The following is a 25,085-nucleotide window of genomic DNA, read 5'->3' on the forward strand; positions in this document are numbered from 1 at the left end:
GAGATGCGTGCTCAAGAAACTGGGAATCAAAGGCCGCGTGCTGTTGCTGACCCTGTTGCCAACCAGCCTCATGGCGTTGGTGCTGGGAGGTTATTTTACCTGGATGCAACAGGCTGACCTGCAAGCCCAACTCATGCAGCGCGGCGAAATGATCGCCGAGCAGTTGGCTCCGCTGGCAGCGCCGGCCATGGGTCATCAGGACAACGAACTGCTCGAACGCATCGCCACCCAGGCCCTGGAACAAACCGACGTACGGGCCGTGACCTTCCTGGCTCCCGATCGCACGCTGCTGGCCCACGCCGGCCCGACCATGCTCAATCAGACGCCCTCCGGCAGCGGCACGCAAATGCTGCGCCGCAGCGGCAGCGATGCGACCCGCTACCTGCTGCCGGTATTCGGCAAACACCGCAACCTGGCCGGGGACGTGATTCCCGAAGAAGCCGACCGCCTGCTGGGCTGGGTCGAACTTGAACTGTCCCATAACAGCATGCTGTTGCGCGGTTACCGCAGCCTGTTCGCCAGCCTGATGTTGATCAGTGCGGGACTGATCGGTGCGGCACTGCTGGCCCTGCGCATGGGCCGCACGATCAATCGGCCGTTGAGCCAGATCAAGCAAGCCGTGGCTCAACTCAAGGACGGCCACCTGGAAACCCGCTTGCCGCCCCTCGGCAGCCAGGAACTGGATGAACTGGCTTCCGGCATCAACCGCATGGCCGGCACCCTGCAAAACGCCCAGGAAGAATTGCAGCACAGCATCGACCAGGCCACCGAAGACGTGCGCCAGAACCTGGAAACCATCGAGATCCAGAACATCGAGCTGGACCTGGCGCGCAAGGAGGCCCTGGAAGCGAGCCGGATCAAGTCCGAATTCCTGGCCAACATGAGCCATGAAATCCGCACGCCGCTCAACGGCATTCTCGGTTTCACCCACCTGTTGCAAAAAAGCGAGCTCACCCCGCGCCAGCTCGACTACCTGGGCACCATCGAAAAATCCGCCGACAGCCTGCTGGGCATCATCAACGAGATTCTCGACTTCTCGAAAATCGAGGCGGGCAAACTGGTGCTCGACCACATTCCGTTCAACCTGCGCGACCTGCTGCAAGACACCCTGACCATCCTCGCCCCGGCCGCCCACGCCAAGCAGCTGGAACTGGTGAGCCTGGTGTATCGGGACACGCCACTGTCACTGGTGGGCGACCCGCTGCGACTCAAGCAGATCCTGACGAACCTGGTGAGCAACGCGATCAAGTTCACCCGCGAAGGCACCATCGCCGCCCGTGCCATGCTCGAAGAAGAACACGAAGACACTGTGCAATTGCGCATCAGCATTCAGGACACCGGTATCGGCCTGTCGAACCAGGACGTGCGCGCCCTGTTCCAGGCCTTCAGCCAGGCTGACAACTCGCTGTCGCGGCAACCCGGCGGCACGGGCCTGGGTCTGGTGATTTCCAAGCGCCTGATCGAACAGATGGGCGGCGAGATCGGCGTCGACAGCACACCGGGGGAAGGGTCGGAATTCTGGATCAGCCTGAGCCTGCCGAAAGCCCGCGACGATGCCGAAGACCTGCCCGCCGCGCCCTTGCTCGGGCGTCGGGTGGCGGTGCTGGAAAACCACGAACTGGCTCGGCAGGCGTTGCAGCATCAACTGGAAGATTGCGGCCTCAGCACCATACCGTTCAATACCCTGGAAAGTCTGACCAATGGCGTGACCGCCGCTCACCAGACCGATCAGGCAATCGACCTCGCCGTGCTCGGCATCACCAGCAACGACATGCCGCCGGAACGCCTCAACCAGCATATCTGGGACCTCGAGCATCTTGGCTGCAAGGTGTTGGTGCTGTGCCCGACCACGGAACAGACGCTGTTCCATCTTTCCGTGCCCAACCCCCACAGCCAGCTCCAGGCAAAACCGGCCTGCACCCGCAAGCTGCGACGCTCTCTGTCTGACCTGATCAGCCCGCGCCCGATGCGCAGCGAGCCAGGTGAACCGGTGTCCAGCCGTGCACCGAAGGTGCTTTGCGTCGACGACAATCCGGCCAACCTGATGCTGGTGCAGACCCTGCTCGAAGACATGGGCGCCAAGGTGCTCGCGGTGGAAAGCGGTTATGCCGCCGTCAAGGCGGTGCAGAACGAGACATTCGATCTGGTGTTGATGGACGTGCAGATGCCCGGCATGGACGGCCGCCAGAGCACCGAGGCGATCCGCCAGTGGGAAAGCGAACGGCATTGCACGCCGCTGCCGATCGTAGCCCTCACCGCCCACGCCATGGCCAACGAAAAACGCGCACTGCTGCAAAGCGGCATGGACGACTACCTGACCAAACCGATCAGCGAACGCCAATTGGCGCAGGTGGTGCTGAAGTGGAGCGGCCTGGCGCTGCGAAATCACAGCCCGGAGCGCTCCGGCGATATGCATGGCGGCGCCCATGACCTGTTGGTGCTCGACCACGAGGAAGGATTGCGCCTGGCTGCCGGCAAGGCAGATCTGGCCGCGGACATGCTGGCGATGCTGCTCGCATCCCTGGAAGCTGACCGCGAAGCCATCCGCCTCGCTCAGCAAAGCAACGATCACAATGCCCTGATCGAACGGGTCCATCGCCTGCATGGCGCGACACGTTACTGCGGCGTACCGCAATTGCGCGCAGCCTGCCAACGCAGCGAAACCCTGCTCAAGCAACAGGACCCGAAAGCCAGCGTTGCACTGGAAGATCTCGACCGGGCGATCAATCGCCTGGCCGCCCACGCGCGTATCAATGCTTGATTCAGCGCAACCCTGCCAGGTTGCATGAAAGCTAATGTAGCAGCTGCCGAAGGCTGCGTTCGGCGGCGAAGCCGTCGTAAAACCCGTATCCGCGGCTAACCTGCAGAACTGCGGCAGCTTGTTTTGTGACGGCTTCGCCGCCGAACGCAGGCTTCGCCAGCTGCTACAGAAAGCTTCAACTCTCAGGGGGACAGCATGCGCACGATTCTTTTCAGCAGCCAGACCTACGACCGCGACAGTTTTCTCGCCGCCGAGCTGCCCGCCGGCGTCGAGCTGCACTTTCAAGCGGCGCGACTGAGCCTGGATACGGCGGCACTGGCGGAACATCACGAGGTGGTCTGCGCCTTTATCAACGATGATCTCGGCGCCCCGGTGCTCGAACGCCTGGCTGCCGGCGGCACACGTCTGATCGCCCTGCGTTCGGCCGGTTACAACCATGTCGACCTGGCAGCGGCGAAGCGCCTGGGACTGGCGATTGTGCGGGTCCCGGCCTACTCGCCCCATGCCGTGGCCGAGCACGCGGTGGGGTTGATCCTGGCGCTCAACCGACGCTTGCACCGTGCCTACAACAGGACCCGTGAAGGCGATTTCAGCCTGCATGGACTGACCGGTTTCGATCTGGTGGGCAAGACCGTCGGCGTGGTCGGCACCGGGCAGATCGGCGCGACTTTCGCCAGGATCATGAACGGCTTCGGCTGTCAGTTGCTGGCCTACGACCCTTACCCCAACCCTCAGGTCGAAGCGTTGGGTGCTCGCTACATGAGCTTGCCTCAACTGCTGGCCGAATCACAGATCATCAGCCTGCATTGCCCGCTCAATGAACAGAGCAAGCATTTGATCAACCGCGAATCCCTGGCGCACATGCAACCGGGTGCCATGTTGATCAACACCGGTCGCGGCGGCCTGGTGGATACGCCGGCGCTGATCGACGCACTGAAGGACGGTCAGCTGGGTTATCTGGGGCTGGATGTCTATGAAGAGGAGGCACAGCTGTTTTTCGAAGACCGCTCCGACCTGCCTTTGCAGGACGATGTGCTCGCGCGGCTGTTGACCTTCCCCAACGTGATCGTCACCGCACACCAGGCCTTCCTGACCCGCGAAGCCCTGGGCGCGATTGCCGCAACCACCTTGCACAATATCGCGTCGTGGATGGCAGGCAAGCCAGAGAATCGTGTGGCGGACGACTGAACCTGATCGAAGGTCGTATGCCCGCCCCATGCTGCGCGCAAGCCCGTGCTAGCATATCGCGCATATTTGGAGGACCCATGGTCGAACACGATTTCCGCTACAGCCTGATGAACCCGCAACACACCCTCACCGAATGCCGCGCCCTGGTGCCGGGGCGTTATCAAGTGACCGGCAACGGCGGCTCGATTCGCAACAATGACGTGCTGGTGGTCACCCTCAAGGGCGCCAAGGACTTGTCCATGCGCCTGACCGTCGAAACGGTTCGCCACCTGATCAACCCGCCTGGTCAATGGGTCGCGGTGGCCAGTGGCCCGGTGTTCGGCGAACTGGCCATCCACACCTGGCAAGTGAACTGCGACAGTTGCGCCAAAGAGCTGAGCTTCGAGTTCGCCGTCGACGCCAAGCTGGGCAATAAGGCCGAAAAACCTGCCGCCACCGCGCGGATTGCCGAGCTGGGCTGGACCACCGTCGGCGAGAAACACCTGTGCCCGAAATGCCAGGAGCCTGCGTGATGAAACGCCTCGCTCTGACCGCCACGGTCGGCGCCAGCCTGCTGGGCTGCGCCGCCGAGCCGGTGCAGCTTGAACACAATCGCAGCTACATTCTGGAATGGATCGGCGAGCGGCCGTTGATGGACTACAGCCACCTGACCATCACCCTCGGCGAAGATGGCCGGGCCTACGGCAACGGTGGCTGCAACCACTGGTTCGCGCCGTACACCCTTGAGGGTGAAAAACTGACCTTCGGCAAAATCGGCAGCACCCGCAAACTGTGCGCGCCGGCGCTGATGGAACAGGAAAAACGCTTCCTTCAGGCGCTGGAAAATGTCCAGCGCTGGGACGTCTCCCCGATCGAGCAGATACGCTTCTGGCCAGCCGAAGGCAAGCCGCTGCGTTGGTGGCTTGAGGAGGGGTGATACCCCCCCCATTTCCATTCAAGTGAAACCTGTGGCGAGGGGCTTGCCCTCGCCGCAAAAGCCCGATCACCACAGTGACAACGATCACCTGATCAGTTTTTAGCCTGCAACGCCTCAAGCTTCGCCAGCACCCCCGCCGCCGTCTGTTCACCCATCAACTGCTCACGCACCTTGCCCTTGTCATCGATGATGTACGTCACCGGCAACGCCTCGCTGCGCGGCAGCTCGAACAGTTCGGAAGGGTCCTGGGCCAGCACCGTGAACCTGATCCCCAGTTTCTCGCTCGCGCCCTTCAGCTCCTGCCCCTGGACGTTGTCGAAGTTGACCCCGAACACACCAATTTTCTTGTCCTTGAGCTGCTCGGCCAAAGTGTTCAACTCCGGAATCTCGGTACGGCACGGTCCGCACCATTCTGCCCAGTAGTTGAGCACCAGCCATTTGCCGTCCAGTCGATCGGCGACGACCTTCTGACCATTCTGATCGATGCCATAGTCATTACCGCAGCCCCCCAGCATCAACGTCCCGATGATCGCCAATGCCGCTGCCAGTCGCCTTGTCATGTCGTGTTCCTTGTCAAAAATTGAATGCGCCTGCGACCCATCGCCTCTCACGGTTCTGGATTGCGCGCTGCACAGTTAGAATAGCCGCCACCTTACGCAAGATGCGACCCGCTCATGACCGATCTGACGCTTTATCACAACCCGCGCTGCTCGAAATCCCGCGGTGCGCTCGAACTGCTTGAAGCCCGTGGCCTGACGCCGACCGTGGTCCGTTACCTGGAGACTCCGCTGGACGCCACGCAAATCCAGAGTCTGCTGGGCAAACTCGGAATCAGCGCCCGGCAATTGCTGCGCACCGGCGAGGACGAGTACAAAACCCTCGACCTGGCCAACAGCAGCCTGAGCGAAGCGCAATTGATCGCCGCCATCGCCGCCCACCCGAAACTGATGGAGCGACCGATTCTCGAAGTCGGTGACAAAGCCGTCATCGGCCGCCCACCGGAGCAGATCCTGGAACTGTTGCCATGAGTGCACCGTACATTCTGGTTCTGTACTACAGCCGCAGCGGCTCGACCAACGAAATGGCCCGGCAGATTGCCCGTGGCGTCGAACAGGCCGGGCTTGAAGCCCGCCTGCGCACCGTGCCGGCGATCTCCACCGAGTGCGAAGCCGTTTCGCCGGAAATTCCCGACGAAGGTGCGCTGTATGCCAGCCTCGACGACCTGAAGAACTGCGCCGGCCTGGCGCTCGGCAGCCCGACCCGCTTCGGCAACATGGCGGCGCCGCTCAAGTACTTTCTCGATGGCACCAGCAACCTGTGGCTGACCGGCGCTTTGGTCGGTAAACCGGCCGGTGTGTTCACCTCTACGGCCAGCCTGCACGGCGGCCAGGAAACCACGCTGCTGTCGATGATGTTGCCGTTGTTGCACCACGGCATGCTGATCACCGGCCTGCCGTACAGCGAATCGGCATTGCTGGAAACCCAGGGCGGCGGTACGCCATACGGCGCCAGCCACCACGCCGGTGCTGATGGCAAAAGCGGCCTGGACTCCCATGAAGTGGCGCTGTGCCGGGCACTCGGCATTCGCCTGGCCAAGACTGCACAGAAACTGGAGAGCTGAGGTGGCCAAGAAGCCGAAGATCCTGCCCGCCCTCGAATGGCTCGAACCACGCGTCAAGGCGATGCGCGTCATCAGCCTGCTGTGTTTTTTCGGCCTGGTGGGGCTGCTTTGCGTTTACTACCTGGCGGTCGCCGACCTGCACGGTGCACGCCCTTGGGTGATTCTGTTGATCGAGCTGGTGCCGCTGCTGATTCTGGCGCCGGGGATGATCGTCGGCAGCCCGCGCGGGCATTCATGGATGTGCTTTGTGGTGAACCTGTATTTCATCAAGGGCGCATTGGCTGCCTATGACCCGAACCGGCAAATCTTCGGCTTGCTGGAGATGGGCGCGAGCCTGGCGGTGTTCTGCTCGGCGCTGTTGTATGTGCGCTGGCGGTACCAGTTGAACCGTAAGCTGGCGGGCGAAGGCGAAATCTCTGTCGCCTGATACATCGCCTTCGTCGGAACACCGCCCGGAGCAAGCTCGCTCCCACATTTGATCGCATTTCAAATGTGGGAGCGGCGGTGCGACGATTCGACTTGCTCGCGAAGGGGGCGACGCGGTCTCAATGATTGACGGTATAAGCCAGCATCATCGAAATCTGGCTCATCGGCCGCCCGCCACTTTCCTCATGCCACTGGTTGAACACGTCCTGCACCAACGCCAGGTCGCGCAGACTGCTCGGCACCTTGTCGATGATGTCCTGCGCATTCAGCGCCGCCACCACGTCATAGCTCGGTACAAAAGTGTCCTTGCCGATCGTGCGCAGGAAGCGCGGGGCTGACAGCCCACCCAACTGATGGCCGCGTTTTTTCAGGAACGTCCAGAGCCCGACGATATCGGTCACCGGCCAGTCGGCGATCAGTGCACCGAAGCTGCCCTTTTCATGGGCCACATCGAGTATGAACTGTGCGTTGCGCGGCACACTCTTGAGCTTGCCAAGGTGACGGATGATCCGCGTGTCCTGCATCAGGCGCTCAAGGTGTTCGGCGCTCATCAGCACGACTTTTTCCGGGTCGAACTTGAAGAACACTTCTTCGAAAGCCGGCCACTTGGCATCCACCAGGCTGTGCTTGAGCCCGGCGCGGAATACTCGTAGCGCCATCATCGAGAGGTAGCGATCGTCGCTGATCTTGCGCAGTTGCGCCGGAGTCTTGGGAACGGGCAGATGGGCTTCCAGTTCAGCCGCCGAACCGAAGCGGTTCAGACAGTATTCATTGAGCCACTTGTAATCGCGCATGCCCTCTCCTGAGGATTGAAACGAAAACCAAAGTGGGAGCGGGCTTGCTCGCGAAGGCGGTGCGTCATTCAACATTGATGTCGACTGACACTACGCATTCGCGAGCAAGCCCGCTCCCACTGTTTTAATCAGAGGTTGACCACGTTGACGAATCGCGAAGCGGCGCTTTCGTCAATCTTTAGGCTGGTGAAGTCGAACAGGTTGCGGTCCGCCAGTTGCGACGGGATGACGTTCTGCAGACTGCGGAAAATACTCTCGGTACGGCCCGGAGTCTTGCGCTCCCAGTCCTGGAGCATTTCCTTGACCACCTGACGCTGCAGGTTCTCCTGGGAACCACAGAGGTTGCACGGAATGATCGGGAATTGCTTGAAGTCCGAGTAGGCCTGGATGTCTTTTTCGTTGCAGTAGGCCAGCGGGCGGATCACCACGTTGCGGCCATCGTCGGCGCGCAGTTTTGGCGGCATGGCCTTGAGCGAACCGTTGAAGAACATGTTCAGGAAGAACGTTTCGACGATGTCGTCGCGGTGATGACCGAGGGCCATCTTGGTCGCGCCGATTTCGTCGGCGAAGGTGTAGAGCGTGCCGCGACGCAGGCGCGAGCACAGCGAGCATGTGGTCTTGCCTTCCGGGATCAGCTCCTTGACCACCGAGTAAGTGTCTTTCTCGACGATGTGGTACTCGATACCCAGTTCTTTCAGGTAGGCCGGCAGCACGTGTTCCGGGAAACCCGGCTGCTTCTGGTCCATGTTCACGGCCACGATCTCGAACTTGATCGGCGCGACCTTCTGCAAGTGCATCAGCACATCGAGCATGGTGTAGCTGTCCTTGCCACCGGACAGGCAGACCATGACCTTGTCGCCGTCTTCAATCATGTTGAAATCGGCAACCGCCTCACCGGCCTGTCGGCGAAGGCGCTTTTGCAGTTTGTTCTGGTTGACCGTGAGAGTGCCCATGACGCGAAATCCGTGAGGTGTGACGAAAGGCCCGCATTTTACGCAAAAACGCTTCAGGGGCGAAGTGCCTCGCCACAGGTGTCATACCGCACAGACCCGACGGCGATTAACAACCGGGTTTACAGCGCGATTTGCTCTAATGCCCCTACTCCCTCTGAGGAAACTCCTCCCTATACTGCGACATAAGGTCGCATATTATCTTCAGACCTATGACTTGCCTGGCCGCATTGGCCTGTAGGCGCTCCACTGGGGGGCGACGGTAAAAACAAGAGGAGTGACTGGCATGATCCATCACGTAGTGGGGCTCTTCACCCACCCTGACCAAGAATGGAAAGAAATCCGTGGCGACCAGGAGGAAAGCATCAGCCACATGTACCTGACCCATACGCTGATCCTGGCGGCGATCCCCGCCGTGTCTGCCTTTATTGGCACCACACAGGTCGGCTGGGTCATCGGCAATCGGCCTCCCGTGATGCTGACCGTAGAAAGCGCGGTATGGATGACGATCATGTCGTACCTGGCGATGCTCGGCGGTGTAGCGGTAATGGGCGCATTCATCCACTGGATGGCCCGCACCTATGACGCCAACCCAAGCCTCGCCCGCTGCATTGCGTTTGCAACCTACACCGCTACACCGCTGTTCATCGGCGGCCTCGCCGCCTTGTACCCGCACTTGTGGCTGGGGATGATCGTCGGCACCGCAGCCATCTGCTACACGGTGTACTTGCTGTATGTGGGCTTACCGACATTCATGAACATTCCATCTGACGAGGGCTTCCTGTTTTCAAGTTCGGTGCTCGCCGTAGGCCTGGTGGTGCTGGTCGCCATCATGGCGTTCACCGTGATTGTCTGGGGACTCGGCGTGGGGCCGGTCTACACCAGTTAGCCGCACATCACTGAAAATCAGAACTGCCGATAAAGGCCGCCGCAAGGCGGCCTTTTCATCTTCAAGAACGAGAAGGCACACGACCATTCGGCAACCTGGTGATTCGCAAGGCCCGAGGGTTGCGGCATACTCGAGCGCTCTGGAGATCCATCAAGCATGCCCGAGCAACTCAATACCCGCGTCGAAGACTGTTTCCAACTAGCCGAATCCTTTTTCAAACGACCTTTCAAGCGCCCCGTGGTGAGCCTCAAGCTGCGCGGGCAGAAAGCCGGTGTCGCGCATTTGCACGAGAACCTGCTGCGCTTCAATCCGCAGCTGTACCGGGAAAACACTGAAGATTTCCTCAAGCAGACCGTGGCCCATGAAGTCGCGCACCTGATCGCCCATCAGCTGTTCGGCGAGCGCATCCAGCCCCATGGCGAAGAGTGGCAATTGATCATGCGCGGCGTGTACGAACTGCCGCCCAACCGCTGCCACACCTATGACGTCAAACGCCGCAGCGTGACCCGCTACATCTACAAGTGCCCGTGCGCCGACAGCGACTTCCCGTTCTCGGCCCAGCGCCACAGCCTGGTTCGCCAAGGGCGGCGGTATTTGTGCCGGCGGTGTCGCCATACCTTGGTGTTCAGTGGGGAGATGCGGGTCGAATAGTTGTTTTTTTGGTGACTGCTCGCGATGGCGACCTGACAGGCCCTAGAGAATCACCTTGGCCCGCCGCAATTCCTCAATCCGCTGCGCACTGAACCCCAACTCCCCCAACACCTGATCCGTATGCTGCCCCAGCACCGCGCCAATATGCCGAGGCTCAGGCAGCCCTTGCGAAAACTTCAGCGGACACGCCATCTGCACCTGGGTTGAACCATCGCCCCGCGGCACGTTGGTCACCAGCTCCCGGGCCTGCAACTGCGGATGACGCAGCGCTTCTCCCAGGTTCAACACCGGCTCGACACAAGCATCCAGTTCGGCGAACAACGCGCACAACTCGGCAAAGTCATGCTTTTCAAATTCGACCCTCAGCGCGTCTTTAAGCTGTTTCTGATCTGCCGGTTGCGGTGACAGGCCGAGGCCGGCCAGTTCCTCCAGCCCCAACGCCGTGCACAACTGTTTCATGAATACCGGTTCCAGGCTGCCCACCGACAACCAGCGCCCATCCCGGGAACGGTAGTAATCGTAAAAGCTGCCGCCATTGAGCACTTGGTTTTCCGGCCCCGGCTCGACGCCACAGGCCAGATATCCCGCACCCGCCAGCGCATTCAGGCTGAACGCGCAGTCGGTCATGCTGACATCCAAGTGCTGGCCCTGACCGGTTTGCTGCCGGGCGATGACCGCCGCCAGCAAGCCAATCACCCCGTGCAGCGAACCACCGGCGACATCCGCCACCTGCATGCCCAACGGCAGTGGCCCACTGTCGGCACGGCCGGTGTAGCTCGCCAGCCCGGACAGGGCCAGGTAGTTGATGTCATGGCCGGCGCGGTCCTTGTAGGGGCCGGTCTGGCCGTAGCCGGTGATCGACACATAAATCAGTTTCGGATTGATCGCCTTCAGGGCTTCGTAGCCCAGGCCCAGACGCGCCATGACACCCGGACGGAACTGCTCGAGCACGATGTCGTAGTCCTGCAGCAACGTCCCGATCACCTCCAGCGCCTCAGGCTGTTTGAGATCCAGGGCGAGGCTGCGCTTGTTGCGGTTGAGGTAGGCATGACTGGCCGACACTCCTTGATCGTGGGGCGGTAACACCCGCAGCAGATCCAGGCGGATCGGTGATTCGATGCGCAGCACTTCGGCACCCATGTCCGCCAGCAACAACGAGGCGAATGGCCCCGGCAGCAGTGTCGAGAAATCCAGAACCTTGAGTGATGCCAGTGGACCGAGCATGAGCGTTCTCCCTTTACGATGCCCACAGCCTAGGCAGCCGATTGCTTTGCAGCAATCACCTTATACGCCACGTGCAGTGACCGTTACGCTCAAACGCCGGGCATGAAAAAACCCGCCGAAGCGGGTTTTTCATTACAACAAGGCTTACTTGGCGTTCGTCGGGGTTGCCCCTTCGACGTGGCCCAGAACATCGTCTTTAGGCTCGTCGGCAATGCCGCGACCGCCCGAGGCCAGCTCCGCTTGCAGCACGTCGGTGTCCAGTTCCTTGACCCACTTGGCCACAACGATGGTGGCCACGGCGTTACCGACCAGGTTGGTCAAGGCACGGGCTTCGGACATGAAGCGGTCGATGCCGAGGATCAGCGCCAGGCCGGCAACCGGCAGGTGGCCCACTGCGGACAGGGTGGCAGCCAGTACGATGAAACCGCTACCAGTCACGCCCGCAGCGCCCTTGGACGACAGCAGCAATACCACCAGCAGGGTGATCTGGTGCGTGATGTCCATGTGGGTGTCGGTGGCCTGGGCAATGAACACGGCCGCCATGGTCAGGTAGATTGCGGTACCGTCGAGGTTGAACGAGTAACCGGTCGGGATCACCAGACCCACGACAGATTTCTGCGCGCCCAGACGCTCCATCTTGACCAACATGCGTGGCAGCACCGATTCCGAAGAGGAAGTGCCGAGTACGATCAGCAATTCTTCACGGATGTAGCGGATCATCTTCAGCACGCTGAAGCCATGCATGCGAGCGATGGAGCCCAGCACGATCAGGATGAACAGCAGGCAGGTGATGTAGAAGCACGCCATCAACTGACCCAACTGCACCAGCGAGCCGACACCGTAGGCACCGATGGTGAACGCCATCGCACCGAAGGCACCGATTGGCGCGAGCTTCATGATCATGTTGATGATGTTGAACATCACGTGGGCGAAGCGATCGATGAAGTCGAGGATCGGCTTGCCGTAGGCACCCAGGCGATGCAGGGCGAAACCGAAGATCACCGAGAACATCAGCACTTGCAGGATGTCGCCCGTGGCGAACGCGCCGACGATGGTGGTCGGGATCACGTTGAGCAGGAAGCCGACAACGCTTTGATCGGCACCGGCCGCGACGTAGGTAGCGACTTTGGAAGCGTCCAGTGTGCTCACGTCGATGTGCATGCCAGCGCCTGGCTGCACGACGTTGACCACGACCAGACCCACCAGCAAAGCGATGGTCGAAACGATTTCAAAGTAAAGGAGTGCGTAACCGCCCGTCTTGCCGACCGCTTTCATGTCCTGCATGCCGGCGATACCGCTGACGACGGTGCAGAAGATGATCGGGGCGATGATCATTTTGATCAGTTTGATGAACCCGTCACCCAGCGGCTTTACCGCCACACCGAGCTGCGGATAGAAGTGACCGAGCAAGATACCGATGACAATTGCAACGATCACCTGGAAATACAGGGATTTGTACAGTGGCTGACGAGTCGTCATTGCAAAGTTCCTCAAGGGTGCCCGGTGACAACATCCATCTGTTGCCCGCAACACCGCAATTGCGAACCCTCCTGCACTGGAGGGATTTGTTTTGTCGAGCTGCGCTACGGCAGGCATCTGCTCGTTGTATCGCAAGGCCCGTGCCACCTTCCGTAAAAATCCTGCAAGCCTTTTGATATCAGGGGTTGCAGCGAATTCCTTGTCACCGAACGGTTACAAGCATGTGGCGGGTTTCCGCCCTTCCACTAATAGTCGCCCTGCAATTTGGCGGATATCCGCCCTGTTCATGCCCGCAGTGCGCAGCTACCATCCGTCGATCAACGGTCAGATCTGCTGCCATGCGCGAACGCACCATCGCCAGTCATTTCGCCCGCGCCGCCCTTGGTGGTGCGCGTCGGCACGGCTATGACTATTCGGGCCTGCTCCAGCAATTGGGAATCAGCCCCGAGTTGCTGGACGAGCCGCGGGCGCGTATCGCTCCGGAGCAGTTCACCCGACTGATTCAGGCCTTATGGCTGGCACTGGACGACGAGTACCTGGGGTTCGGGCAAGCCCCGAGCAAACCGGGTAGCTTCGCGATGATGGGTCATGCCGTGATCCACTGCCGCAATCTGGATAAGGCACTCAATCGTGGCTTATTGTTTTATAGCCTATTCCCCGGAGCTCCGCGTTTGACCCTGAGCCGCGAGGACGAATGGGTCCGCCTGAGCCTGGACGACGCGCAACTTTGGGACCCGGACCACTTTCTGAGCGAGGCTCTGTTGGTGATCTGGCATCGATTCGGCAGTTGGCTGATCGGCCAGCGTATTCGCCTGGAGCAGGCCACGTTCAGCTACCCCAGGCCCGAACACGGCACCGAGTACGACCTGCTGTTTTCCTGCCCGCTTGAGTTTTCCAGGCCCCAGAGCAGCCTGTTGTTCCACAGCCGTTACCTGGCCATGCCGCTGTTGCAGGACGAACGCACCCTCAAGCATTTCCTCGAACGCTCCCCCGCCGACCTGCTCTCGCGCCCGGACGACGGCGACAGTTTGAGCAGCCGCTTGCGGCGCTTGCTCAGCCGCGACAGTTCACGCTGGCCCGACCTCGAAGCCGTGGCCACCCACCTGCACATCAGCCCGCAAACCTTGCGCCGGCATCTGCGGGAAGAGGGTTCGAGCTTTCAGGAATTGAAGGACCAGCTGCGCCGGGACATCGCGATTTATCACTTGAGCCGCGCCGACCTGTCGTTGCAACAGATCGCCGAGCAGCTGGGGTTTTCCGAGCCGTCGGCGTTTCACCGGGCGTTCAAGAAGTGGACCGGATTGACACCGGGAGCCTATCGAGCGCAGGAAAACTGATTTCCAAGGCCGATTTTTTTTGAAGTATTCACTGGCCTCTTCGCGAGCAAGCTCGCTCCCACAGGTTTATCGCAACCCTTTGTGGGAGCGAGCTTGCTCGCGATGGCGTCCGATAAAACACCACTAAACCACCGGAAAGTGAATCCGGAACGCCGCCCCGCCCATTGGCGAATCCCCCAGCGTCAGCTGGGCGCTGTAGCTTTCGATGATGTCCTTGACCACCGCCAGGCCGATGCCCTGCCCCGGGTGCTGGCGATCCAGACGCTCTCCACGCTCGAGAATCCGTGCGCGCTGATCCTGTGGCACGCCGGGGCCGTCGTCCTCGACACACAACTCGGTGCCGCCGAGGGTTTCGCGCACGCTGATGCGTACTTCGCCGAGGCACAGGCGATAGGCGTTTTCCAGCAGATTGCCCATCATCTCCAATAGAGCGCCCTGCTCGATCGGTACGTAACACGGGTCGGGCAAATCGAACGCGACGTGCACGCGCTTGTCGCGATAGACCTTGTCCAGCGTGTCGCACAGGCTTTTCAGCACCGGCCGCAAGTGCACCTGATGACGTACCAGACCACTTTTGCGCAGGCTGGCGCGCTGCAACTGGTAGCCGATCTGCTGGCTCATGCGTTCGATCTGGGTTTGCAGCACCCAGGCCTGATCCCGATCCTCAGGACGCTGGGCCATGTCTTCACTGACGCCTTGCAACACCGCCAGCGGCGTTTTCAGGCTATGGGCCAGGTCATCGAGAGAATCACGGTAGCGACTGCGCTGCTCACGCTCACTGTGCAGCAAGCGGTTGAGAGAGCCGGTCAGGCGCAGCAATTCCCGGGGATGTTCTTCACTGAGGCTTTCGCGGGTGCCACCTTCGATCTGGTCCAGCTCCTGGCTCAAGCGCCGCAATGCCTGCAAGCCCCAGGTCAGACCGATCCACAGCAACGCCAGCAACACCAGCAGTGCCGCGCCAAAACCCAGATAGAGATTTTCCCGCAGTCCTTCGAGGGTCAGTTCGTACTCGCGAACCGGTTGCAGCGCCACGATGCTGAACGCCGCACTTTTACCGCCGAGCAACTTGACCTCGACGTCGTAGACGAAGAACTCCTGGCCATTGGCTTCGCGGATCCGCGCGAACTCGTTGCCACGTCCGTCGTAGCGCGGCGTGTAATTGATGTGTTCTTCCCGGGTCGCCTTCGAACGCCAGACCAGATGCCCTTCACGGTCATAGATGTAGCCGAGCAATCGGCTGTCGGTGAGGTTGAAGCGTTCGTCGGGCAATTGCTCCGGCATCTGCAAGCTGTTGTTATCCACCCGGGCGGCAGAGATCAGCGTGGTCACGTCCGATGCCAGACGCTGCTCGATGGAGTCCTGCAACGCCAGGCTGAAGGCCCCCTGCATCGCCGGCAGCAACGCCAGCATGAACAACACCGCCAACAGCGTGGCGGCGAGCATCAAGCGAATGCGCAGCGAACGGATCAAGTGCAACGCTCATTGAACAGGTAGCCCAGGCCGCGCACGGTGTCGATCGGTTTGAACCCACCCGGCCCCTCCAGCTTACGGCGCAGACGGCCGACCAGCACCTCGATCACATTCGGATCACGCTCGTCGTCATCCGGGTAGAGCTGTTCCATCAAGCGGTCCTTGGGCACCACCTGCTGATGATGGCGCATCAGGTATTCGAGAATGCGGTATTCGTACGCGGTCAGTGCCAGCGGCTGGTCGTCGAGGGACGCCTGCTTGCGATTGAGGTCCAACAGCAAGGGACCGGCAACGATAGTCGATTGGGTAAAACCGCTGGAGCGGCGTAGCAAAGCATTCAGGCGGGCCTCCAGCTCTTCGAACTGAAACGGCTTGACCACGTAATCGTCGGCGCCGGCGGCCAGGCCTTCGACCTTGTCCTGCCAGTTGCCGCGCGCGGTGAGGATGAGGATCGGGAAGGTTTTGCCACTTGAGCGCAACTGGCGGATCAGGTCGAGCCCGCTCATGCCCGGCAGACCGAGGTCGATCACCGCCAGGTCAAAGTTGAACTGCGCGGTCTGGTACAGCCCCTCCTCGGCGTTGGCCACGGACTCGACCACGTGGCCGCTCTCCGTCAGGCGGGTTTTCAGGTGATGACGCAGCAGCGCTTCATCTTCGACGACCAGCAGTTTCATAACGCTCTCCCGGGCAAATCAACATCTCCAGAGGCGCAACGGCGCACCTCAATAGCTAACATGGCAACGCCGGATCAGTCACTCGGGCTGATCCGGCGCAAGCCGCTCACGAAACGCTTGTCAGAAAGCGTAGTTGGCCGACAGGTAAGTCTGGGCGCTGCTGGTCAGGTCCAGCGAACCCTGCTTGCTGCCACCGCGCTCACTCATCTCGGTGCTCGCGTTGCTGCGCAGGTAACGGTAACCCAGTTCAACCGAGGTGTTCTGCGAAACCTGTTGCAGCACACCCACCTGGCCACCGATGGCATAGCCGATATCGCTGTCGCGGCTGAAGCCTGGCGACTCCTGGGTCATTTTGGTCAGGCCGGCCGTGGCGCCGCCGAACAATTTGGTGCTGCCGCCCACCGGGTAGAACAGATCGTAGCTGCCCAGGAGGTTTTCCTGACGCAGTTTAATGCCGTTGTGCGAGCCCGACACGTTGTCGTAAGTGGCGTAGTAACGGCCCTGGCTATTCTGCCGGCCCAGACGCACACCCCAGGTGGTGTCCTTGCCGATCACGCCATCGGCGTTCGGGTGATTGAGGTTGTCATTCAGAGCGTGGGACTTTTTGACTTTGTCGCTGGTCTGTCCAAGAGTAAGGCTGGCGAAGTTGTCGTCAGACGCGAAGGCCGCGGTGCTCGCGCCCAGAACGGTGAACGCCAGAAGCAGTTTTTTGAATCCAGTCATTGGGGAGTTCCTCATGTGCCGTTTGTTTTTTGGGTACGGGGCAAGGTTACGCACCGCGCCCTGAACTCCCCCTGAACGCAATCTGAACCTGGGCTGAACCGCCCCCTCCCGAATGTTTCGACACGTTTCAAAGGAGTTCCGACCATGCGCATGTTCTTAGCCGTCCTCCTACTGGCCCTGAGCGGGCTCAGTCAGGCCGCCATCAAGACTCAGGAAATTCCCTACCAAAGTGCCGACGGCACGAAAATGATCGGCTATTACGCTTTTGACGATGCCATCAAAGGCCCGCGCCCCGGGGTCTTGGTGGTGCATGAGTTCTGGGGGCTGAATGACTACACCAAGCGTCGCGCCCGGGATCTCGCCGGCCTGGGCTACAGCGCCCTGGCCATCGACATGTACGGTGACGGCAAAAATACCGAACACCCCAAAGACGCCATGGCCTTTATGCAAGCGGTGACGAAAGACAGTGCCGTGGGCAGCGCGAGGTTTAACGCCGGGCTCGACTTGCTGAAGAAACAGCCACAAACCGACCCGAACAAAATCGCCGCCATCGGCTACTGTTTCGGTGGTGGCGTGGTGCTCAACGCCGCACGCCAGGGTGTGCCGCTGGCGGGTGTGGTGAGTTTCCATGGTGCGTTGGCAACCAATACGCCGGCAACGCCGGGCAGCGTCAAGTCGAAGATCCTGGTGGAGCACGGGGCGCTGGACAGCATCGTCACCCCGGAGAACATCAGCGCCTTCAAGAGCGAGATGGACAAGGCCGGGGCCGACTATAAATTCGTCAGTCTCGACGGCGCCAAGCACGGTTTCACCAATCCGGATGCCGATCGGTTGGGCCATGGCGATCATGGCGGGCCCGACATTGGCTACAACAAGGCTGCGGATGAAAAATCCTGGGCGGACATGCAGGCTTTCTTCAAAAAGATCTTTGGTTAACCCTGACATCTGTGGCGAGGGGGCATTCCGACAAGCTCCCTCGCCACAAAAGCCATCTGCTACTACCCAGTCCCAAGGCAACCCGGCAAAATGCCAGACATGAATGCCACCCCCGCCCTGCCCGTCTGCTGCACGCCCCTCGATGACCATTGGCCGCTGCCGTTTGTGCTGCCCGGTACGGTCCTGCTGAGTACTCACTTCGATAGCGCCCGACTGGCCAGCGATGATTTTCAGCGCAGCGCCGTCGAGGCGCCGGCGAGCATCCAGCGCTCTGTGGCCAAACGGCAGGCGGAGTTCCTCGCCGGGCGAGTCTGTGCACGGGCCGCGCTGCTACAGCTGGAAGGCCTGGACTTCAGCCCGGCCATCGGTGAAGACCGGGCACCGGTCTGGCCTGCGCACATCACTGGTTCGATCACCCACAGCACTGGCCGGGCCGCGGCGATCGTGGCGAACAAAAGCCATTGGCGCGGCCTGGGCATGGACCTGGAAAACCTGCTCAACCCCGAACGGGCTGAACGCCTGGCCGGGGAAATCCTCAATCCGCCGGAGCTACAGCGCATGGCGGCCGGTCAACACGATCACCGGGCGTTGCTGGTCACCCTGACTTTCTCGGTCAAGGAAAGTCTGTTCAAGGCGCTCTATCCGATCGTTCAGCAACGCTTTTATTTCGAACACGCTGAAGTACTGGAGTGGAGTGAGTCGGGTGAGGTGCGGTTGCGACTGCTCACTGATTTGTCCAGCGAATGGCGCAGCGGCACCGAGCTGGATGCGCAGTTCGGGGTCAAGGACGGACAGTTGCTGAGTCTGGTCAGCATCAAGGCCTGACGATTTTCGGTGTTTGGTATGGCCCCATCGCGGGCAAGCCCGTTCCCACAGTTGATCGTGTTTATCTGGAAAGACTCGGTCCCCAGTGGGAGCGGGCTTGCCCGCGAAAGCGTCAGATCGGTCACCGCTTTCCTTGAGGCAAAAGAAAACCCCCGACCTGCCAGAGGCTGATCGGGGGTTTCGAGTAAGCGCCTTGCGGCGCTTACCGGCTCAGCTTATTGGCAAGCTTCGCAATCCGGCTCGTCGATGGCGCAAGCCTTCGGCACTGGAGCAGGGCCGGCAGGCGCTGCCAGGACCGAATCTTCACCGTGGTTGCCGCCGCTGGAAACAGCGTTCAGCTTGCCGGTGTTGATGGTCGACTTCTCGGTGCTGGTCGCAGCCAGGGCACGGAGGTAGTAAGTGGTTTTCAGGCCACGGTACCAGGCCATGCGGTACGTCACGTCCAGCTTCTTGCCCGAAGCGCCAGCGATGTACAGGTTCAGCGACTGAGCCTGGTCGATCCACTTCTGACGACGGCTGGCGGCGTCGACGATCCACTTGGTGTCCACTTCGAAGGCAGTCGCGTAGAGCTCTTTGAGCTCTTGCGGGATGCGCTCGATTTGCTGCACCGAACCGTCGTAGTACTTCAGGTCGTTGATCATGACCGAGTCCCACAGGCCGCGAGCCTTGAGGTCGCGAACCAGGTACGGGTTGATCACGGTGAATTCGCCCGACAGGTTCGATTTCACATACAGGTTCTGGTAGGTCGGTTCGATCGACTGCGATACGCCGGTGATGTTGGCGATGGTCGCGGTCGGTGCGATGGCCATGATGTTGGAGTTACGAATGCCTTTCTGTACACGGGCGCGAACCGGTGCCCAGTCCAGGGTTTCGTTCAGGTCGACATCGATGTACTTCTGGCCACGGGCCTCGATCAGGATCTGTTGCGAATCCAGCGGCAGAATGCCTTTGGACCACAGCGAACCCTGGAACGTCTCGTAGGCGCCGCGCTCGTCAGCCAGGTCGCAGGAAGCCTGGATCGCGTAGTAGCTGACCGCTTCCATCGACTTGTCGGCGAACTCGACAGCAGCATCGGAACCGTAAGGGATGTGCTGCAGGTACAACGCGTCCTGGAAGCCCATGATGCCCAGGCCGACCGGACGGTGCTTGAAGTTGGAGTTCTTCGCTTGCGGCACCGAGTAGTAGTTGATGTCGATCACGTTGTCGAGCATGCGCACGGCGGTGTTCACGGTGCGTTGCAGCTTGGCGGTGTCCAGCTTGCCGTCGACGATGTGGTTCGGCAGGTTGATCGAGCCCAGGTTGCAAACGGCGATCTCGTCCTTGTTGGTGTTCAAGGTGATCTCGGTGCACAGGTTCGAGCTGTGGACCACACCGACGTGCTGCTGCGGGCTGCGCAGGTTGCACGGGTCCTTGAAGGTCAGCCACGGGTGGCCGGTTTCAAACAGCATGGACAGCATTTTGCGCCACAGGTCTTTGGCCTGGATGGTCTTGAACAGCTTGACCTTGCCCGGGTATTCGGTCAGGGCTTCGTAGTACTCGTAGCGCTCTTCGAAGGCCTTGCCGGTCAGGTCGTGCAGGTCCGGCACTTCGGATGGCGAGAACAGGGTCCACTTGCCGTCATCGAAGACACGCTTCATGAACAGGTCAGGGATCCAGTTGGCGGTGTTCATGTCGTGGGTACGACGACGGTCATCACCGGTGTTCTTGCGCAGCTCGATGAACTCTTCGATGTCCATGTGCCAGGTTTCCAGGTAGGCACACACAGCGCCTTTGCGCTTGCCACCCTGGTTAACGGCAACGGCGGTGTCGTTCACTACTTTCAGGAACGGAACCACGCCCTGGGATTTGCCGTTGGTGCCCTTGATGTACGAACCCAGCGCGCGAACCGGCGTCCAGTCGTTGCCCAGGCCGCCAGCGAATTTCGACAGCATGGCGTTGTCGTGGATCGCGTGGTAGATGCCCGACAGGTCATCCGGCACGGTGGTCAGGTAGCAGCTCGACAGCTGTGGACGCAGGGTACCGGCGTTGAACAGGGTCGGGGTCGAAGCCATGTAGTCGAAGGACGACAACAGGTTGTAGAACTCGATGGCACGGGCTTCGCGGTCTTTCTCTTCGATCGCCAGGCCCATGGCCACACGCATGAAGAAGATCTGCGGCAGTTCGAAACGCACGCCATCCTTGTGGATGAAGTAACGGTCGTACAGGGTTTGCAGGCCCAGGTAGGTGAATTGCTGGTCGCGCTCGTGGTTGATCGCCTTGCCCAGTTTTTCCAGGTCGAAGGAGGCCAGCTCAGGGTTCAGCAGCTCGTATTCGATACCCTTGGCAATGTAGGCCGGCAGCGCCTTGGCGTACAGGTCGACCATCTCGTGGTGAGTGGCGCTTTCGGCGACGCCGAGGAAGCCCAGGCCTTCGGCACGCAGGGTGTCCATCAGCAGGCGCGCGGTCACGAACGAGTAGTTAGGCTCGCGCTCGACCAGGGTACGGGCCGTCATCACCAGGGCGGTGTTGACGTCGGTCAGGGCCACGCCGTCGTACAGGTTCTTCAGGGTTTCGCGCTGGATCAGGTCGCCGTCGACTTCTTCCAGGCCTTCGCACGCTTCGGTGACGATGGTGTTCAGGCGGCCCATGTCCAGCGGCGCCAGGCTGCCGTCGGCACGGGTGATGCGGATCGACGGGTGCGCTTGTACCGGCTCTTCGGTGGTACGAACGGCACGTTCCTTGGAACGGGCATCACGGTAAATCACGTAGTCGCGAGCGACTTTCTGCTCGCCGGCACGCATCAGGGCCAGTTCGACCTGGTCCTGGATTTCTTCGATGTGGATGGTACCGCCCGATGGCATGCGACGCTTGAAGGTCGCGGTGACCTGTTCGGTCAGGCGGGCAACAGTGTCGTGGATTCGCGACGAGGCAGCAGCGGTGCCGCCCTCAACTGCGAGAAACGCTTTGGTGATGGCGACGGTGATTTTGTCATCGGTGTAGGGAACGACAGTGCCGTTACGCTTGATCACGCGCAGTTGGCCAGGCGCGGTGGCGGACAGATCCGAATTCGAATCAGCGGCCTGCGGCAAGGTGCCCTGCGGGTTCTCGCGAGTTGTGTCGGTTTGCATGGGGGAGTGTCTCCACATTCTCTATGTTTGTTTGGGCACCATCACGGTGCCCACCGTTCCGTCCTGAAGCACTACAACCGGCGAGCGCCGGGCATAACAACTTCGGGACAGTAGGAAGGGGGCTTTATCGGGCGCCGCTTCCATGCCGAAGTCTTTGGTCTCACGCCTTGGGCCTGAAACCGGGGTCCGTTATAGGTGACAGTTGGGACTGCAACACCCGTACCGTTTTCACCACTCGGGGCCGAAATACAGTAGCCATCCGCACGCGCGGTTTGGTCTTTCGAAAATACGTTTGGCTCAACCGGACAGAGGCAATAAAAGCGCTTGAAATTGATGTCTGGTTTGTGTTTGGTTTTTCGCGCAAAACCCTATATCTAGGGTTTTTTTAGCGCCGGGCTACAAGATAATGCGTTTTGGGGGGCGATTGCAACGTACTGCCTGTGGATAAACCTGTGCGTAAATTGTGTGTGAAAGAAGGAACCGGCGTGTAGGCCGCGATGCTGCTGGACCGGACCTTTTTTCAGCAATTTTCTACGATCGAAAACGCTCGGGCGGATTTTTAAGGGCGCGAACCCTATCACAAAAAACCGTGTCGTCCGAACGTATTTCCCCGCTTGTGTTCTCGACGGGCGGCGTTTATACAATCGGCCCAGCGTGTATACATATTTGTCCCCCCGAATCATTACAAAAAAACGGGCGGATCCTTCCTTATTAGTGGTTTTGGCAAGCAGAGGTCACCCGTGGAGCAAGAAGCCTGGCAGGTATTGATTGTGGAGGACGACCAGCGACTGGCCGAACTGACCCGCGATTACCTGGAAGCCAATGGCCTGCGTGTATCGATCGAAGGAGATGGTGCGCTCGCTGCGAACCGAATCATCAAGGAACAACCGGATCTGGTGATCCTCGACCTGATGCTCCCCGGTGAAGATGGCCTGAGCATTTGCCGCAAGGTCCGCGCCCGCTATGACGGCCCGATCCTGATGCTCACCGCCCGCACCGACGACACCGACCAGATTCTCGGCCTGGACCTGGGCGCTGACGACTATGTGTGCAAACCGGTGCGCCCGCGCCTGCTGCTGGCGCGCATCCAGGCCCTGCTGCGCCGTAGTGAAACGCCCGACGTCGCCCCGGAAAAACAGCGGCGTCTACAGTTCGGCCCGCTGATCGTCGACAACGCTTTGCGCGAAGCCTGGCTGCAGGGCAACGGCATCGAGCTGACCAGTGCCGAATTCGACTTGCTCTGGCTATTGGTGGCCAATGCCGGGCGTATCCTCTCGCGGGAAGAGATCTTCACCGCGCTGCGGGGCATCGGCTATGACGGCCAGGACCGTTCCATCGATGTGCGCATCTCGCGCATCCGCCCGAAGATCGGCGATGACCCGGAGCATCCACGGCTGATCAAGACCGTACGCAGCAAAGGCTATCTGTTCGTTCCCGAGGCTTGCGTAGACCAGACCCTGTGAACTCGATCTTCCTGCGTATCTATGGCGGCATGTGCGCCGCGCTGATTCTGGTGGCGGTGCTCGGTGTGCTGGCGTTGCACTTGCTCAATCAGGTGCGCAGCGAGCAATACCGCGAGCGCCTGGCCCACGGCACGTTTTCGCTGATGGCCGACAACCTGCAGCCGATGAACCAGACCGAGCGCCACCGGGCCTTGCTGGTGTGGGAGCGGCTGCTGGGGATTCCGCTGGCGCTGAAAACCTTTGCCGAGACTGACCTTGACCTGACTCAACGCACTCGTGTGTTGCGCGGCCAGGCATTGGTGGAGCAGACCGGACCGCACGCGGCGAAGGTCTACAAGCTGCTCAGTGAAAAGGAGCAGTTGATGCTCACCGGGGAAGTGCAGCAGATCAGCGAACAACTGGCCCGGGCGACCATCTACCTGTTGACCGATGAGCTGGTGCGCACCCCGGTAGCCGACCAGCCCTTGCGCCTGGCGCAATTGAAGCAAGACAAGGGCTTCGGCTTCGACCTGCGCCTGGTCACGGTTGACGAGGCGGACATGGACGAAGACCAGAGCCGCCGGGTGTCCGAGGGTGACACCGTGATGGCGCTGGGCAAGGAAGGCGATTCGATCCGGGTGTTTGCCGGCATGGTCGGCACGCCGTGGGTCCTGGAAATCGGCCCGTTGTACCAGATGAATCCTTATCCGCCGGAGTGGTTGGTACTGATTGCTGCGTTGGGCCTGACGCTGATCGGTTTGATCGTCTATCTGCTGGTGCGTCAGCTGGAGCGGCGCTTGCGTGGCCTGGAAGCGGCGGCCACGCGCATTGCCAAGGGCAGCCTGGAAACCCGCGTGCCGGCGCGCGGCGCGGACTCGGTCGGGCGGCTGGCCTCGGCGTTCAACGGCATGGCCGAGCACTTGCAACAGTTGCTGGCGATTCAGCGCGAACTGGTGCGCGCAGTGTCCCACGAGTTGCGCACACCGGTGGCGCGTCTGCGCTTTGGCCTGGAAATGATCGGCTCGGCCACCACGCCGCAAGCCCTGGAAAAATACTGCCAGGGCATGGACAACGACATCGAGGATCTCGACCGGCTGGTGGACGAGATGCTGACCTACGCGCGGCTCGAACAGGGTTCTCCGGCACTGAATTTCCAGCGGATCGATCTGGATGCGTTGGTCAACCAGGTGATTGAGGAACTGGCGCCGTTGCGCGCCGACGTCACGGTACAGCGGGGTTTGTGCCTGTCGGCCGCTGATAACGACGATGCCTGGGTCGAGGCCGAACCGCGTTATCTGCACCGGGCGATCCAGAACCTGGTGAGCAATGCCATGCGCCATGCGCAATCACGGGTGACCATCAGCTATCAGGTGGGGCAGCAGCGCTGCCGGGTGGATATCGAGGATGACGGGCCGGGGGTGCCGGAGTCGGCGTGGGAGAAGATCTTCACGCCGTTCCTGCGCCTCGACGACAGCCGCACCCGTGCGTCGGGCGGGCATGGACTGGGGTTGTCGATCGTGCGACGCATCATCCATTGGCACGACGGGCGTGCATTGATCGGCAAGAGCAAGAGTCTGGGTGGGGCATGTTTCAGCCTGAGCTGGCCGCGCAATCAGGAGAAGCGTTGAGGTCTGTGTAGTCTGTGATGACTTCTTCGCGGGCAAGGCCATCA

23 protein-coding genes are annotated in these 25,085 nt (G+C 60.8%); 14 read left to right on the forward strand and 9 right to left on the reverse strand.

Annotated features, from left to right (window positions below; genetic code table 11):
- Positions 1 to 7: 7 nt before the first annotated feature.
- The 4 genes from ACEN8Z_RS24855 (at position 8) to ACEN8Z_RS24870 (ending at position 4,865) form a co-directional block, all read left to right on the forward strand.
- Entirely contained in the window at positions 8 to 2,761 is a 2,754-nt protein-coding gene (locus tag ACEN8Z_RS24855) for a response regulator (protein WP_495595989.1), read from the forward strand.
- A 195-nt stretch (positions 2,762 to 2,956) separates the two neighbouring features.
- Positions 2,957 to 3,949, forward strand: a complete 993-nt coding sequence (locus ACEN8Z_RS24860) for a 2-hydroxyacid dehydrogenase (protein ID WP_495595990.1) — start codon at positions 2,957 to 2,959, stop codon at positions 3,947 to 3,949.
- A gap of 77 nt (positions 3,950 to 4,026) precedes the next feature.
- Positions 4,027 to 4,461: a hypothetical protein gene (locus ACEN8Z_RS24865; RefSeq protein ID WP_007988765.1), complete on the forward strand. Its 435-nt coding sequence runs from the start codon at positions 4,027 to 4,029 to the stop codon at positions 4,459 to 4,461.
- Complete coding sequence (locus tag ACEN8Z_RS24870; protein WP_116261868.1) at positions 4,461 to 4,865, forward strand: META domain-containing protein; 405 nt, start codon at positions 4,461 to 4,463, stop codon at positions 4,863 to 4,865. Before ACEN8Z_RS24865 ends, ACEN8Z_RS24870 begins: the two co-directional genes overlap by 1 nt.
- Positions 4,866 to 4,957: 92 nt before the next feature.
- On the opposite strand, the gene ACEN8Z_RS24875 is transcribed toward ACEN8Z_RS24870, so the two are convergent.
- The gene (locus ACEN8Z_RS24875; protein ID WP_008003648.1) at positions 4,958 to 5,425 is read right to left on the reverse strand and encodes a TlpA disulfide reductase family protein; all 468 of its coding nucleotides are present in this window, start codon (positions 5,423 to 5,425) and stop codon (positions 4,958 to 4,960) included.
- Positions 5,426 to 5,539: 114 nt separating this feature from the next.
- Between ACEN8Z_RS24875 and arsC the strand changes: the two genes are divergently transcribed.
- From arsC to ACEN8Z_RS24890, 3 genes are read left to right on the forward strand one after another with little or no spacing between them, the layout of a single operon-like run.
- A complete protein-coding gene (gene arsC / locus ACEN8Z_RS24880; RefSeq protein ID WP_108231721.1) occupies positions 5,540 to 5,893 on the forward strand; it encodes an arsenate reductase (glutaredoxin) in 354 nt (117 codons plus the stop codon).
- The gene (gene wrbA / locus ACEN8Z_RS24885; protein WP_495595991.1) at positions 5,890 to 6,486 is read left to right on the forward strand and encodes an NAD(P)H:quinone oxidoreductase; all 597 of its coding nucleotides are present in this window, start codon (positions 5,890 to 5,892) and stop codon (positions 6,484 to 6,486) included. Before arsC ends, wrbA begins: the two co-directional genes overlap by 4 nt.
- A gap of 1 nt (position 6,487) precedes the next feature.
- Positions 6,488 to 6,913, forward strand: coding sequence for a DUF2069 domain-containing protein (locus ACEN8Z_RS24890; protein ID WP_008003643.1), 426 nt, complete (start codon positions 6,488 to 6,490; stop codon positions 6,911 to 6,913).
- Between the two features lie 118 nt (positions 6,914 to 7,031).
- On the opposite strand, the gene ACEN8Z_RS24895 is transcribed toward ACEN8Z_RS24890, so the two are convergent.
- Both ACEN8Z_RS24895 and ttcA read right to left on the reverse strand, forming a co-directional pair.
- A complete protein-coding gene (locus tag ACEN8Z_RS24895) occupies positions 7,032 to 7,706 on the reverse strand; it encodes a DNA-3-methyladenine glycosylase I (protein WP_495595992.1) in 675 nt (224 codons plus the stop codon).
- Between the two features lie 128 nt (positions 7,707 to 7,834).
- Positions 7,835 to 8,659, reverse strand: a complete 825-nt coding sequence (ttcA, locus tag ACEN8Z_RS24900) for a tRNA 2-thiocytidine(32) synthetase TtcA (RefSeq protein WP_015096458.1) — start codon at positions 8,657 to 8,659, stop codon at positions 7,835 to 7,837.
- A 283-nt stretch (positions 8,660 to 8,942) separates the two neighbouring features.
- On the opposite strand from ttcA, the gene ACEN8Z_RS24905 reads away from it, so the two are divergent.
- Positions 8,943 to 9,545, forward strand: coding sequence for a Yip1 family protein (locus ACEN8Z_RS24905; protein ID WP_008003560.1), 603 nt, complete (start codon positions 8,943 to 8,945; stop codon positions 9,543 to 9,545).
- A gap of 156 nt (positions 9,546 to 9,701) precedes the next feature.
- Positions 9,702 to 10,196 (forward strand): SprT family zinc-dependent metalloprotease, encoded by a 495-nt coding sequence (locus ACEN8Z_RS24910; protein WP_108231725.1) that lies wholly within the window; start codon positions 9,702 to 9,704, stop codon positions 10,194 to 10,196.
- A 42-nt stretch (positions 10,197 to 10,238) separates the two neighbouring features.
- Here ACEN8Z_RS24910 and ACEN8Z_RS24915 read toward each other — a convergent pair whose 3' ends face one another.
- On the reverse strand, positions 10,239 to 11,420 hold the full coding sequence (locus ACEN8Z_RS24915; RefSeq protein ID WP_495595993.1) for a CaiB/BaiF CoA transferase family protein: 1,182 nt from the start codon (positions 11,418 to 11,420) through the stop codon (positions 10,239 to 10,241).
- Between the two features lie 144 nt (positions 11,421 to 11,564).
- Positions 11,565 to 12,899, reverse strand: a complete 1,335-nt coding sequence (locus tag ACEN8Z_RS24920) for a dicarboxylate/amino acid:cation symporter (RefSeq protein ID WP_442096896.1) — start codon at positions 12,897 to 12,899, stop codon at positions 11,565 to 11,567.
- Between the two features lie 338 nt (positions 12,900 to 13,237).
- Here ACEN8Z_RS24920 and ACEN8Z_RS24925 point away from each other — a divergent pair, with 338 nt between their 5' ends.
- Positions 13,238 to 14,236, forward strand: a complete 999-nt coding sequence (locus ACEN8Z_RS24925; RefSeq protein ID WP_495595994.1) for an AraC family transcriptional regulator — start codon at positions 13,238 to 13,240, stop codon at positions 14,234 to 14,236.
- 123 nt (positions 14,237 to 14,359) lie between these two features.
- Here ACEN8Z_RS24925 and ACEN8Z_RS24930 read toward each other — a convergent pair whose 3' ends face one another.
- The 3 genes from ACEN8Z_RS24930 to ACEN8Z_RS24940 all read right to left on the reverse strand — a co-directional run bounded on the left by ACEN8Z_RS24930 (position 14,360) and on the right by ACEN8Z_RS24940 (position 17,103).
- On the reverse strand, positions 14,360 to 15,706 hold the full coding sequence (locus tag ACEN8Z_RS24930; protein ID WP_495595995.1) for an ATP-binding protein: 1,347 nt from the start codon (positions 15,704 to 15,706) through the stop codon (positions 14,360 to 14,362).
- Positions 15,703 to 16,380 (reverse strand): response regulator, encoded by a 678-nt coding sequence (locus ACEN8Z_RS24935; RefSeq protein WP_108231731.1) that lies wholly within the window; start codon positions 16,378 to 16,380, stop codon positions 15,703 to 15,705. The genes ACEN8Z_RS24930 and ACEN8Z_RS24935 overlap by 4 nt, the downstream gene beginning before the upstream one ends.
- Positions 16,381 to 16,500: 120 nt before the next feature.
- On the reverse strand, positions 16,501 to 17,103 hold the full coding sequence (locus ACEN8Z_RS24940) for a hypothetical protein (RefSeq protein ID WP_495595996.1): 603 nt from the start codon (positions 17,101 to 17,103) through the stop codon (positions 16,501 to 16,503).
- 144 nt (positions 17,104 to 17,247) lie between these two features.
- Here ACEN8Z_RS24940 and ACEN8Z_RS24945 point away from each other — a divergent pair, with 144 nt between their 5' ends.
- Positions 17,248 to 18,039 (forward strand): dienelactone hydrolase family protein, encoded by a 792-nt coding sequence (locus ACEN8Z_RS24945; protein ID WP_495595997.1) that lies wholly within the window; start codon positions 17,248 to 17,250, stop codon positions 18,037 to 18,039.
- A 99-nt stretch (positions 18,040 to 18,138) separates the two neighbouring features.
- Positions 18,139 to 18,864 (forward strand): 4'-phosphopantetheinyl transferase family protein, encoded by a 726-nt coding sequence (locus ACEN8Z_RS24950; RefSeq protein ID WP_495595998.1) that lies wholly within the window; start codon positions 18,139 to 18,141, stop codon positions 18,862 to 18,864.
- A gap of 215 nt (positions 18,865 to 19,079) precedes the next feature.
- Here ACEN8Z_RS24950 and ACEN8Z_RS24955 read toward each other — a convergent pair whose 3' ends face one another.
- Positions 19,080 to 21,971 (reverse strand): ribonucleoside-diphosphate reductase subunit alpha, encoded by a 2,892-nt coding sequence (locus tag ACEN8Z_RS24955; RefSeq protein WP_442096905.1) that lies wholly within the window; start codon positions 21,969 to 21,971, stop codon positions 19,080 to 19,082.
- A gap of 740 nt (positions 21,972 to 22,711) precedes the next feature.
- Here ACEN8Z_RS24955 and ACEN8Z_RS24960 point away from each other — a divergent pair.
- The gene (locus tag ACEN8Z_RS24960) at positions 22,712 to 23,434 is read left to right on the forward strand and encodes a response regulator (RefSeq protein WP_495595999.1); all 723 of its coding nucleotides are present in this window, start codon (positions 22,712 to 22,714) and stop codon (positions 23,432 to 23,434) included.
- Positions 23,431 to 25,041, forward strand: coding sequence for an ATP-binding protein (locus ACEN8Z_RS24965; RefSeq protein ID WP_007994601.1), 1,611 nt, complete (start codon positions 23,431 to 23,433; stop codon positions 25,039 to 25,041). Before ACEN8Z_RS24960 ends, ACEN8Z_RS24965 begins: the two co-directional genes overlap by 4 nt.
- The last annotated feature ends 44 nt before the right edge of the window (positions 25,042 to 25,085 follow it).

This window comes from Pseudomonas sp. Pseusp10 (assembly GCF_059492225.1).

Excerpts from the sequence above, each read along its gene's own strand:
- ACEN8Z_RS24875 (WP_008003648.1), bottom strand. The coding sequence starts at position 5,425 with ATGACAAGGCGACTGGCAGCGGCATTGGCGATCATCGGGACGTTGATG.
- ACEN8Z_RS24905 (WP_008003560.1), top strand. The coding sequence starts at position 8,943 with ATGATCCATCACGTAGTGGGGCTCTTCACCCACCCTGACCAAGAATGG.
- ACEN8Z_RS24860 (WP_495595990.1), top strand. The coding sequence starts at position 2,957 with ATGCGCACGATTCTTTTCAGCAGCCAGACCTACGACCGCGACAGTTTT.
- ACEN8Z_RS24935 (WP_108231731.1), bottom strand. The coding sequence starts at position 16,380 with ATGAAACTGCTGGTCGTCGAAGATGAAGCGCTGCTGCGTCATCACCTG.
- ACEN8Z_RS24955 (WP_442096905.1), bottom strand. The coding sequence starts at position 21,971 with ATGCAAACCGACACAACTCGCGAGAACCCGCAGGGCACCTTGCCGCAG.
- ACEN8Z_RS24940 (WP_495595996.1), bottom strand. The coding sequence starts at position 17,103 with ATGACTGGATTCAAAAAACTGCTTCTGGCGTTCACCGTTCTGGGCGCG.
- ACEN8Z_RS24870 (WP_116261868.1), top strand. The coding sequence starts at position 4,461 with ATGAAACGCCTCGCTCTGACCGCCACGGTCGGCGCCAGCCTGCTGGGC.
- ACEN8Z_RS24945 (WP_495595997.1), top strand. The coding sequence starts at position 17,248 with ATGCGCATGTTCTTAGCCGTCCTCCTACTGGCCCTGAGCGGGCTCAGT.
- wrbA (WP_495595991.1), top strand. The coding sequence starts at position 5,890 with ATGAGTGCACCGTACATTCTGGTTCTGTACTACAGCCGCAGCGGCTCG.
- ACEN8Z_RS24910 (WP_108231725.1), top strand. The coding sequence starts at position 9,702 with ATGCCCGAGCAACTCAATACCCGCGTCGAAGACTGTTTCCAACTAGCC.
- ACEN8Z_RS24925 (WP_495595994.1), top strand. The coding sequence starts at position 13,238 with ATGCGCGAACGCACCATCGCCAGTCATTTCGCCCGCGCCGCCCTTGGT.
- ttcA (WP_015096458.1), bottom strand. The coding sequence starts at position 8,659 with ATGGGCACTCTCACGGTCAACCAGAACAAACTGCAAAAGCGCCTTCGC.
- ACEN8Z_RS24920 (WP_442096896.1), bottom strand. The coding sequence starts at position 12,899 with ATGACGACTCGTCAGCCACTGTACAAATCCCTGTATTTCCAGGTGATC.
- arsC (WP_108231721.1), top strand. The coding sequence starts at position 5,540 with ATGACCGATCTGACGCTTTATCACAACCCGCGCTGCTCGAAATCCCGC.
- ACEN8Z_RS24895 (WP_495595992.1), bottom strand. The coding sequence starts at position 7,706 with ATGCGCGATTACAAGTGGCTCAATGAATACTGTCTGAACCGCTTCGGT.
- ACEN8Z_RS24915 (WP_495595993.1), bottom strand. The coding sequence starts at position 11,420 with ATGCTCGGTCCACTGGCATCACTCAAGGTTCTGGATTTCTCGACACTG.
- ACEN8Z_RS24950 (WP_495595998.1), top strand. The coding sequence starts at position 18,139 with ATGAATGCCACCCCCGCCCTGCCCGTCTGCTGCACGCCCCTCGATGAC.
- ACEN8Z_RS24865 (WP_007988765.1), top strand. The coding sequence starts at position 4,027 with ATGGTCGAACACGATTTCCGCTACAGCCTGATGAACCCGCAACACACC.